The 10,747-nt window shown below is 60.7% G+C and carries 10 protein-coding genes; 9 read left to right on the top strand and 1 reads right to left on the bottom strand.

Annotated features, from left to right (window positions below):
* The 7 genes from ACILSL_RS06545 to ACILSL_RS06515 form a co-directional block, all read left to right on the top strand.
* Window positions 1-203 (top strand): hypothetical protein (locus tag ACILSL_RS06545; RefSeq protein WP_395731196.1); only part of this gene is annotated, 203 nt, incomplete at its 5' end.
* Between the two features lie 114 nt (window positions 204-317).
* Window positions 318-683, top strand: a complete 366-nt coding sequence (locus ACILSL_RS06540; RefSeq protein ID WP_395731195.1) for a YqjD family protein — start codon at window positions 318-320, stop codon at window positions 681-683.
* Between the two features lie 24 nt (window positions 684-707).
* Window positions 708-1,109, top strand: a complete 402-nt coding sequence (locus ACILSL_RS06535) for a phage holin family protein (protein WP_395731194.1) — start codon at window positions 708-710, stop codon at window positions 1,107-1,109.
* Complete coding sequence (locus tag ACILSL_RS06530) at window positions 1,082-1,483, top strand: hypothetical protein (RefSeq protein WP_395731193.1); 402 nt, start codon at window positions 1,082-1,084, stop codon at window positions 1,481-1,483. Before ACILSL_RS06535 ends, ACILSL_RS06530 begins: the two co-directional genes overlap by 28 nt.
* A 15-nt stretch (window positions 1,484-1,498) precedes the next feature.
* Window positions 1,499-2,602, top strand: coding sequence for a type IV pilus twitching motility protein PilT (locus tag ACILSL_RS06525; protein ID WP_395731192.1), 1,104 nt, complete (start codon window positions 1,499-1,501; stop codon window positions 2,600-2,602).
* 38 nt (window positions 2,603-2,640) lie between these two features.
* A complete protein-coding gene (locus ACILSL_RS06520) occupies window positions 2,641-3,744 on the top strand; it encodes a type IV pilus twitching motility protein PilT (protein WP_395731191.1) in 1,104 nt (367 codons plus the stop codon).
* Between the two features lie 77 nt (window positions 3,745-3,821).
* On the top strand, window positions 3,822-5,132 hold the full coding sequence (locus tag ACILSL_RS06515; protein WP_395731190.1) for a hypothetical protein: 1,311 nt from the start codon (window positions 3,822-3,824) through the stop codon (window positions 5,130-5,132).
* Between the two features lie 6 nt (window positions 5,133-5,138).
* Here ACILSL_RS06515 and lnt read toward each other — a convergent pair whose 3' ends face one another.
* Window positions 5,139-6,845 carry an apolipoprotein N-acyltransferase gene (gene lnt / locus ACILSL_RS06510; RefSeq protein ID WP_395731189.1) on the bottom strand — a complete coding sequence of 569 codons (1,707 nt, stop codon included), beginning with the start codon at window positions 6,843-6,845 and terminating at the stop codon, window positions 5,139-5,141.
* Window positions 6,846-6,986: 141 nt separating this feature from the next.
* Here lnt and ACILSL_RS06505 point away from each other — a divergent pair, with 141 nt between their 5' ends.
* Together ACILSL_RS06505 and ACILSL_RS06500 are read left to right on the top strand one after the other, a co-directional pair.
* Window positions 6,987-9,863: a PVC-type heme-binding CxxCH protein gene (locus ACILSL_RS06505; RefSeq protein ID WP_395731188.1), complete on the top strand. Its 2,877-nt coding sequence runs from the start codon at window positions 6,987-6,989 to the stop codon at window positions 9,861-9,863.
* Window positions 9,864-9,898: 35 nt separating this feature from the next.
* The gene (locus ACILSL_RS06500; RefSeq protein WP_395731187.1) at window positions 9,899-10,747 is read left to right on the top strand and encodes an alpha/beta hydrolase; all 849 of its coding nucleotides are present in this window, start codon (window positions 9,899-9,901) and stop codon (window positions 10,745-10,747) included.

Here is a 10,747-nt window from a genome sequence, read left to right as displayed (position 1 = left end):
CGTCCAAACCACCCCCTCCCCCGCCTTCCCGACCGGCTTTGCCCGCCATGGACACGCTGCGCATCCAGTCCCTTGAGTCTGAAATCGCCGCCGTCAGGCAGCAGAACTCCGCGTTGCAGCGCGCCTTGCTGCTCGCACGCCGCAGACTGCCGGTGCCGGCCATGCGGAAAAGCCCCCCTCGCGGCAAGGTCCGCAGCGCCTGATCGAAGAAATCGACCAAATGTTTTTTCCTCTCGCCAAGCGTGAGAGACCGTCTTTATTCAGGGAAGTAAAGCAGGCCCTTAGCCTTGCATGCCACCCCACACTCTTTCCGCACCATGACTGACAACCCCACCGTAGATTCCGTCTTTGGCAGCAGTCCTTCACACGACCCTTTTCAAGCCGCGAAAGCCAGCGCCTTGAAGGCCGCTGAGGAGCTGCGTGCTGCAGCTGCGCAGAAGGCGTCCGAGTTCCGCGCTGCCGCAGAGACACGCGCACAGCAGTTCCGCGACACCGCCGAGCAGAAGGCCACCGACATCAAGGAAAAGGCCGGTGAATTTGCAGACCACACCCTCAGTGAAGCGCGTTTGCGCTATGATGACCTGCGCGCCGAGGCGGAAAAATTCGCCCGTGAAAAGCCGCTCCAAGCTCTGCTCACCGCCTTTGGCATTGGATTCGTCGTCGGGGCCATTCTGCGTCGCTGATTCTTACATCGCGCCCCCTTTTTCATGAACCCCGGCACGCCGCCCGCCCCCGAGGAACGCGCCAGCGCAACAGGACTGCTGCGCGCTGTCGCCTTGTACATCGAGGCACGCGGACGCCTGCTGCACATTGAGGGTCAGGAAGCGGGCAACCGCCTGACCAATCTCTCCGGCATGTTCATGCTGGCCTTTGCCGCCTTCGTCATTGGCTGGATGCTGGCCGCCCCCGCACTCGTCTGGATCATCGCCGACGCCAATGGCTGGCACTGGGCGCGGGTGGCTCTTGCCGGTGCCGGCATTCATCTCTTCCTCGGCGTGCTGCTGCTCGCCGGACTGAAGTCCAGGCTGCGCGGCATGCAGCTCTTTGAGGAAACTTTCAACCAATTCCGCCGGGATCGCGAATGGCTCGCCAGCAACAAGCACAACTAACTCCGAAGCAGCAGGCTTTGCGTGATCTGGAAGACGCCCGTGCGTCTCTGGCGCATCATGCCGCCCATGCGGTGGAGGAGTGGAGCCCGCGGGCCGTGATCACCCGCAGCGTGGAAAAGCATCGGGCGCTGTGGATCGGTGCCGCCGCCGTCGCAGGACTGGCGGCACTCAAAGCCGTCTGGCCTTCCCGTGGCCCGGCCCGTTATCCTGAAGCTTCCCTTAGTGGCGCTCAGAGAAGCGGTTTGTTTGCTCTGCTCCTCAGTCCGCTGCTCGGTCTCGCTCGTAAATCCCTGATGAATTACGGCACTCAGCTGTTTGAAACTTACCTGCGCCAGAAAATATCTCCGAACGTACCGGATTCCGAAGCAGTCTAGCGTCATCCCCCTTTCATGTCCGATCCCAACCAACCCCCACAAGATCTTCTCCCTGTTTTAGGCTCCGTGGACGACTACCTGCGTTTTTGCATGGAGTATGATGCGTCTGACTTGCATCTCGCCACCGGCGCACAACCTGTCTGGCGCCGCTACGGCAATCTGCAGCCCATCTGGGACAATGCCGCGATTCTCACCCCGGAAGATGCCCGCCGCCTCGCCTACGGTTTCCTTGGAGAGGCCCAGGTCAAACAGCTTGAAGCTCGTGGCGATGTCGATTTCGCCTACTCGCCAGCGTTCGGCCGTTTCCGTTCCTCGGTCGTCCAGCAGCGTCTGGGCATCGACATGGTTTTCCGTGTCATCAAGACCAGCATCAAGTCCGTGGAAGATCTCGGCCTGCCCGCCACGGCCAAGACGCTCACCCGTTTCCACAACGGCCTGATCCTCGTCACCGGCCCTGTCGGCTGCGGCAAATCCACCACCCTGGCCGCGCTGGTCGATTCCATCAACGAAGAGCGGCAGGATCACATCATCACCCTGGAAGACCCGATTGAATACATCATCGAGCCCAAGGGCTGCCACGTGAACCAGCGCGAAGTTCACACCCACACCGCCTCCTTCGCAGCCGCGCTGCGCGGCGCCCTGCGTGAAGACCCGGACGTGATCATGGTGGGTGAAATGCGCGACCTTGAAACCATTTCCCTGGCCATCACCGCTGCGGAAACGGGCCATCTTGTGCTCGGCACCCTGCACACCGGCAGCGCCGCCCGCACCCTGGACCGTGTGCTCGATGTGTTCCCCATCGATCAGCGTGACCAGATCCGCATCATGGTGTCTGAATCCCTGCGCGGCATTCTCTCCCAGCAGCTTGTTCCCAAAATCGACGGCACCGGCCGCGTCATGGCGCTCGAAGTGCTCGTCAACACCCCCGCCGTCGGCAACTGTATCCGTGAAGGCAAGACCTACATGCTCGCGGGTGTCATGCAGACCGGCAAAGGCGTCGGCATGATCACCATGGATGATTCCTTGCGCAATCTGTACTCCTCCGGGCAGATCAGCCGCGAAGAATGTGAGTTCCGCGCCGAGGACAAGATCATGATGAAGAAATTCTTTGAATCCTGAGGCCCTCTGCCACGCCAACCGACCACTGCGAACGTCACATGCCAATCATTGATCAATACTTCCAGAAGCTCATCGAACTGGGCGGATCCGACCTTCACCTCAGCCAGAAGCAGCCGCCCAAGGTGCGCGTGCATGGCAGCATCAAACCCATCTCCGACCAGATCCTGGACGAGCGCCTCATGGAGACCATGATGCGTGAAATCTGCGAGCCCCGCGCCTGGGACCGCTACAAGGAAAAGGGTGACCTCGACTTCGCCTACGAGATGGATGCGGACAACCGCTTCCGCTGCAACTACCTGCGCCAGCAGCACGGCTACGGCGCGGTGTTTCGTATCATTCCCACCAAGATCGCCAGCCTGGAGCAGCTTGGCATCCCGCCCGTGGTCAAGGAGTTTGGCCACATGCGCAGCGGTCTGGTCCTCGTCACCGGCCCCACCGGCTCCGGCAAATCGACCACGCTGGCCGCCCTGCTGGACTACATCAACACCAACTTCCGCCGTCACATCATCACGATCGAAGAACCGATCGAGTTCGTGCACCGCAACAAGAAGAGCATCATCACCCAGCGTGAAGTGCCCATCCAGACCCCGTCATTCGCAGACGGCCTGCGCGCCGCCCTGCGTGAAGATGCAGACATCGTGCTCGTGGGTGAAATGCGCGACCTTGAAACCATCTCGCTCGCGCTCACGGCGGCTGAGACCGGTCTGCTCGTCTTTGGCACCCTGCACACCAACAACGCCCGCAAGACCGTTGACCGTATCATTGACGTCTTCCCCTCCGATCAGCAGAGCCAGGTGCGCACCATGCTCGCCGCTTCGCTCAAAGGCGTGGTCGCCCAGCTCCTCATGAAAAAGTCAGACGGCAAGGGCCGTGCCGCCGTGAATGAAATCATGGTGTCCAATCCCGCCGTCGGTGCCATCATCCGTGAAGGTGCCACACAGAAGCTCTACGACGTCATCATCGGCGGCAAATCCCAGGGCATGCAGTTCATGGACGAAGCCATCTGGCAGAAGCTCCGTGACGGCTACGTCACCCCGATGGAAGCCTACATGAAGGCCATCGACAAAAACCGCTTCAAAGCCTTCCTTCCTCCCGAAGACGCCGGCCTTGCCGTCGCCAGCGGTGGCGACGCCAATAAATAGTCAGCAGCAGATTGGCAGCGAAGCAGTTGAGTCTTGCCGCAGCTTCTGCGGTGAATTAACATCGTTTTAATTCAAGGATGAGCACGGCTTCCGAGGACCTTTCGTCAGACCAGCCGCAACGCACCAGTCATCAGCCTGGCCCGTTGGCCGTCCTCGCTGCGACTGCGATTGGCGGCGTCCTTGCTACGCGCATGGGCAAAGCCCCCCTGCTCTTCGCGGCGGGGGCTGCTGCCATGGCGATGCTGAGGCAGAAAAAGACCCCCGCCCCTCCGCCACCGGCCACGCCAAAGAGCCTGCCTCCCCCAGCTCCACCGCTTGAGGTCCCGGCCCAGAGCCAGGTCGAGCAGTGGCTTTCCCGCCAGATTATTCGCGAAGAGCAGGCCCCTGTTGTCGATTTGTCCATGGCCGATGTCACGCCGGACGAGCCCGAAGATGATTACCGGCCGGAGTCCTTTCTTTTGGATGAATGGGACGAATTTCCCAGATCGCCACCACCCGACAACGACGCCTTTGCCAGCCTCACTGAACCCGCGCCGCAGCCGATTTCAGAACCTGCCCCGCAGCTTGAAGAGACTGCGGTGGAAGAAGAACCGAAAGCACCGTCCCCGCCTCCGCAAGTACTGCTGCAGCCCCCCCTTCCCTCACCTCCAGTTGTCGCAGATGGCGCATGGACTCTCGGTGTCGATCCCATGCCGAGCTTGAACGAGGCCGAGCCATACGTCGCACCTGTCGGCACCATGTTCTCCAGCGCTCCGGTGCCGCAAGAAGCCCCCAGGAGCAGCATGGAGCCTCCGCGCTCCCAGCTGTTCTCCACCGCCCCCGTGCAGCATGAAGAACCCGGACCACCGCTCTTCTTCTCCACTTCGCTTTTCCAAGGGGCTGCCTTTCCGGATGAGATCCAGGTCGCCCCCCCATTGGCAGCCGCGTCGCCCATGCCATCACCGGAACCTTCCGTTGAAGACCCGGTGTGGGAACCCGCACCCGTGTTTGAACGCCCACCCGAAGCGGCAGCAGCGCCAGAGATACCCGTCGTGTTGGCGCCCCTTGGCGAAGCCTCGTTCGATCCCCCGCTGGTTGCAGCCCCCTACAATCCCTGGCAGTCCGAACCGGAGGTGTTTGCCACGACTCCCCCAGTTCCCTTTCAGCCTCAGATGGCGAGCACCGTGGTCGAAGCCGAGATCATCCTGCGGCCGCGTGCGCCGATGCAAAACTCCGTCACCACGAAATCCAAGTTTGCCCCCTCGGGCTTCGCCAAGCCATTCTCCAGTGAAGACAGCGCGGCCCCTCCCGCTGAAAACGCCAACGACGCCCACTTTCCGGGACCGCTGCAATCTCAGCATGATCCCAAGCCACGGCCCACCTGGCGCTCCTGGTGGCGGGATGATTGATCCCGCTCAAGGCAGCGCGTTCTTTTTCCGGATCAATCCGCAGTAGATCCACGCGGCCACGCACACGCCCAGCAGCGTCAGCGCAAACCAGTCTCCAAACCTAGCATAGAGCGTCATGTGACCCGAACGCGGCACCTTGACCTCGCCGGGCAGCGTTCCCTCAATGAAGGATGAGCCGGTCTCGGGATCTTTAAGCCTGGAGGTGATGCGGCCGCAGGTGTCGATGAAGCAGCTCACGCCCGTGTTCGTCGCACGCACCATGGGGCGGCGCAGCTCGATGGCACGGAAGAGAGAATTGATCATGTGCACCTCGGGTTCCTCGCTTTGCAGAAACCAGCCGTCGTTGGTGATGTTCACAATCATCTGCGGCGCCTCGCGCACAAAGCGGCGCGCCAGCCGGCCCACGGTGTCCTCAAAGCAGATCAGCGGAATGATCTGTACCTCCGGCTTCTCCAGCTTCAGCGGCTCGGTTTTCACCCCTGGTGTGAAGGCCCCTTCAAACAGGCTCTGAAACAGGGAAAACGGCGGGATGCGCTTCAGCGGCAGGTATTCGCCAAAGGGCACCAGATGCACCTTGTGGTATTCCTGACGACGCTCGGCGCTGCCACGAAACAGCACGGCGGAGACATGCCCAATCTCGGCACTTTCATACAGATCTGTGCCGAAGAAGAGGCTGAAGTCTCCAGACTGCAGCATGTCATTGAAGTAATTTTGATGGAAGCCCTGCGGGAGGTAGTGATACCGGTCCTCCAGATTGACCGGCAGCGCGCTCTCCGGCCAGATGATGAGGTCCGTGGAGGTCTTGCCCTCTTTCGCCGTGCCATACATGCGGGTGAACTGGTCGAGGTGCTGATAAGTTTGCTCCGCCAGCCTGCCCGTCGCGGCATCCACCAGCGACACGTTGGGCTGCACGAGAACGGTGCGCACGGTGATGGCGTCCGCCTCCTTGGCGGTCAGTTTCAGCATTCCATACGCCGCCGTGCTGAGCATGAGGATCAAAGCCACGGTGAAGTCGAGCCGCGTCTTGCATGTACCCTCACCGCGATAGGCAAGGATGAGACGCGTCAGCGTGTTCCAGGCCGTGCAGGCCACGAACACCGGCAGAAAGGAAAGGCCAAAGACGCCAACAAGATCCGCAGCCTGAATGAGAGGCAGCATGCCGTACATCGCCACTCCGAGACCGTTCCAACCAAAGCCGGTGAAGACCGTCGTGCTGCGCAGCCATTCACACGCCACCCATGCCGAGGCAGCGAGAAAGGAACATGTCAGCGAATGCAGCGTGCTCGGCCACCAGGCATCTTTGGTCAGCGTGGTCACATTGGGCCGTGCAAAGCGATGCGTGAACCAGGCCCACAGACCAAAGTAAACCGCACAGTATCCAGCCAGGCCGACCAGCGCGCCGAATCCTGCCAGCTCCGGCAGCAGCCCTGACCAGGAGTCGTCAATCGCATTGCCCAGCCTCACGCGCGCCGAATGATGCACCCACTTCAGATTGATCAGAAAGAAGGCCAGCCCGGCCAGATAGCCGCGCCAAAACGGACGCACTTTGACACCTTCCGCATTCTTCCATGACCACAAAACGGCCAGCAGCGGCAGGAGCCACAGCCAGACCGCGAGATTGGAATTCCACCCAGGAAAGGCAAAGGTCAGAATGATCCCGCTGAGCAGCGGGGCTATGAACATGAACAGGCGCAGGCGTTTGGTATCAGTCACGGGCCGGGATCATGCCGTCGCCAGACGAAAAGCCAAACGTACATTCCGTCATTTTCACCGTGTCCGATTCCTCCCAAAAGTTGTCCGCACATCAGACTGGCCAGCAGGCGTTATTTCGAGTGAGATTTCACATCACCCACCATGAAAGCAATCCTGCTCATCCTCTTCACCGCCGTTTTAGCCCATGCTGCCCCCACCGGCCCCATCCGCGTGCTCTATCTGGATGCCGAGGGCAAAGAGCAAACCGCCGTCGGCCCGCTGCATGAGGCCATGCGTGATCTGGGCCGCGATGCCATCTGGTTTGACTACTTTTCCAAACGTTCCGATGTCCCCAAGGATGCGGCGGCTCAATACGACGTGATGATTCACACCGGCCTAGTAGAAGTAAACGAGTTTGTGGCTACATTCAAAGAATCGGGGACGCTGCTGGGTGGCTGGTATCAATCGAGTCCCGAGCAGATGAAGAGTCGCATCCTGAAAGCCGTTCCCACCGAGCGCAAAGCCAGCTACGAGGCCTTCCTCAAGCAGCGCGATCCCGAGGAGCGCAAGAAACACCCGCAGGTGGCCAATTACGAAAAGCGCCCCGAACCTCTCACGCTCCAGCTTCCCATGACTGTGAAAGCCAGCATGGAGCGCACGCAAGTCCCTGCGGATTGTGAATTGAAACTCTTCGCCAGCGAACCGGACATCGCCAAGCCCATCTCCTTCGCATGGGATGACCGTGGCCGCTGCTGGGTGGTGGAAACCCGCGACTATCCCCATGGCGTCACCGACAGCGGCGAAGGCCAGGACAGCATCAAGATCTGCGAGGACACCGATGGCGATGGCAAGGCGGACAAGTTCACCGTCTTCGCCGACAAGCTCAATCTGCCCACCGGCATCGTCTTCGCACGCGGAGGCATCATCGTCAGTCAGCCGCCGAAGTTCATCTTCCTCAAGGACACGAACGGCGACGACAAGGCCGATGTGCGTGAAACAGTGATCGACTGCTGGGGCATTCGCGACACCCATGCGCAGGCCAGCAATTTGCACTATGGCTTCGACAACTGGCTCTACGGCTGCGTGGGCTACAGCGGCATCGAAGGTTACGTCGGCGGCAAGAAGCACCAGTTCGCCATGGGCACCTACCGCTTCAAAGCGGACGGCAGCGCCATCGAGTTTCTGCACCAGTTCACCAACAACTCCTGGGCGCACAGCACCAATGACGCAGGCGATCAGTTCGGCGGCACCGCGAACGGCGCACCTATCTTCTTTGGTGGTATCCCTGCCACAGCCTACCCTGAAAACTCACGCGGCATGACGGCGAAGAAGATCAACGTCGTTGAAGCCTGCCACACCATCACTCCCAACTTCCGCCAGGTGGACGTCTTTGGCGGTTACACCTCCGCAGCAGGCAGCAACTTCATCTACAGCAGCAACCTGCCCAAGCGATTCCAAGGCAAGGCCATGGTCTGCGAGCCGACGATGAAGGTCGTCTCCCTCTTCGATGTGCAGCCCGATGGTGCCGGCTGGAAGGCGCTCGACTTCATGAACATCTACGCCAGCAGCGACGAATGGAACAGCCCCGTCCACGCCGAAGTCGGCCCTGATGGTGCTGTGTGGGTGGCCGATTTCGAAAACTTCATCATCCAGCACAATCCAACACCCAGTCTGGAACGCGGCGGCTTCGTGGCCACCACCGGCAAGGGCGGCGCGCATGAGAATGACATCCGCGATCACAGCCGCGGGCGGATTTACCGGATCGTTGCCAAGGGGACGAATCCCAAGGCGGAGAAGCCTGCCCTGACCGCCAGCACCCAGTATGCGCGCCTCACCGCGCAGCGTCAGAAGGTCGAGAGCAGCGAGAGTGTGGATGTGAAGAGCATCGAGCACATGGTCCTTGATGCGAGTGACAGCACGGCGGCCATCCATGCTTTATGGAGTCTGCAAGGACTGGGCAAACTCGATGAGGCCACTCACAAAGCCGCACTGCTGGCCAAGGATGCCGGATTGCGCCGCAACGCCATCCGCGCCCTCGGCAGCGACGCCAAAGCTCAGTCGCTGCTCTTCGGCTCCGGCACGTTCAACGACTCCGATCTCCACACCCGCCTCGCCGCATTCGTCAAACTCGCAGACTTCCCCACCACGCCGGAAATCCAGACGCTCGTGAAAAAGCTCGCCATTGATCCGGTGGTGAAGAATGACGAATGGCTGGCCGAAGCCGCGAAGATGCTGGGCAAGAAACACAAGGCGCTGAACTACAAGGAAGGCCCAAATCTGCTCCCAAATCCCGGCTTTGAAGAAGTGGCTGAAGGTGCCAAAACACCGACCAGTTGGAAACAGCGCAACTACGGCACGAAGCCCGGCAATGCTGGGGCCGAATGGAGCATCGTCACCGATGAGAAGATGATCCACAGCGGCAAGCAGGCTTTCCGCGTCATCACTCGTGATGATGCCGACACCAGCTTCTTCACCGATGTGCCGTTGAAGCCGAACACCGAGTACAAACTCAGCGCCTGGATCAAGACCCACGGCTTCCGTGGCAAGGCCAGCCTCAATGATCACATCGGCCGCTCTGAAACAACCAAGCTCACCCGCACGCAGGACTGGACCGAAGTGGACGTGACCTTCAACAGCAAGACCCGCGACAAGGCGAGCATCAACCTCCTGCACGTGGGCAAAGGCGACACCTACTTTGATGATGTACGCCTGGTGGAATTGATTCCCGAAATCGAAGACGATGAATCCAAGCTCGTCGGTGACGTGAAGCGCGGTGAGAAAATCTTCTGGGAGCACCCCGTCGCCGCCTGCAAAAACTGCCACATGCTCAAAGGCCAGGGCAGCGCCGTGGGGCCTGCGCTGGATGGCATCGCCACACGCAAAGACGCCGCCTACATCCTCGAAAGCCTCATCAATCCAAACGCCAAGCTCGCCGAAGGCTACACCGCCACACCGATCTCTCCGATGCCACCGATGAACCTCATCTTGAAGCCCCAGGAGTTCGCCGATGTGAAGGCGTTCATCATGAGCCTGAAGTAAACGTGATTAAGCACACCGCATACGTCCTACTGGTCATGCTGACCACTCTGCCTGCGCAGGAGCCGCCAAGCCAGCCGCGCAAGGCCTGGAGCCCCATCGTGCTGCATGAGGATGACAAGCCCGCCTTCCCTCCGCCACCCAGCGGCTGGGATGCGCGGAGGGAGGGCATCCCGCATGGAAAGCTGGAGATGATCGAGTATGACTCGAAGAGCGTGGGCACGCGGCGGCACATGAATGTGTACACCCCGCCGGGATACACGCCGGAGAAAAAGCTGCCCGTGCTCTATCTTCTGCACGGCATCGGTGGCGATGAGACCGAGTGGCAGCGCTTTGCCCAGCCGGAGGTACTGCTGGACAACCTGATCGCCGACAGAAAAGCGGTGCCCATGATCGTGGTGATGCCCAATGGCCGCGCGCAGAAGGACGACCATCCCAAGGGCGATGTCTTCAAGCACGCGCCTGCGTTTTCGTTTTTCGAACGCGATCTTCTGGAGGACATCATTCCCACCATCGAGGCACGCTACGCGGTGCTGGCAGACCGCGAGCAGCGCGCCATGGCAGGTCTCTCAATGGGCGGCGGGCAGTCGCTGAATTTCGGCCTCGGACATCCCGAACTCTTCACCTGGGTGGGCGGCTTTTCCTCCGCCCCCAATACCCGTAAGTCAGCCGACCTGATGCCAAATGCCACCGCCGCCAAAGACCTGCGCCTGCTCTGGCTCTCTTGCGGCAGCAGGGACGGCCTCATCCACATCAGCCAGGATTTCCACACTTGGCTGAAAGGCAGAGGCGTGCCGCATGTGTGGCACGTGACCGACCACGGCCATGATGCCCCCGAGTGGAGGCAGGCGCTGTATTACTTCCTGCAGCAGCTGAAGTTTGGCTGA

Origin of the sequence: Prosthecobacter sp., assembly GCF_044222345.1 — a bacterium.
Lineage (GTDB): Bacteria > Verrucomicrobiota > Verrucomicrobiia > Verrucomicrobiales > Verrucomicrobiaceae > Prosthecobacter.
This window is presented reverse-complemented; position numbering and strand designations above follow the sequence as displayed.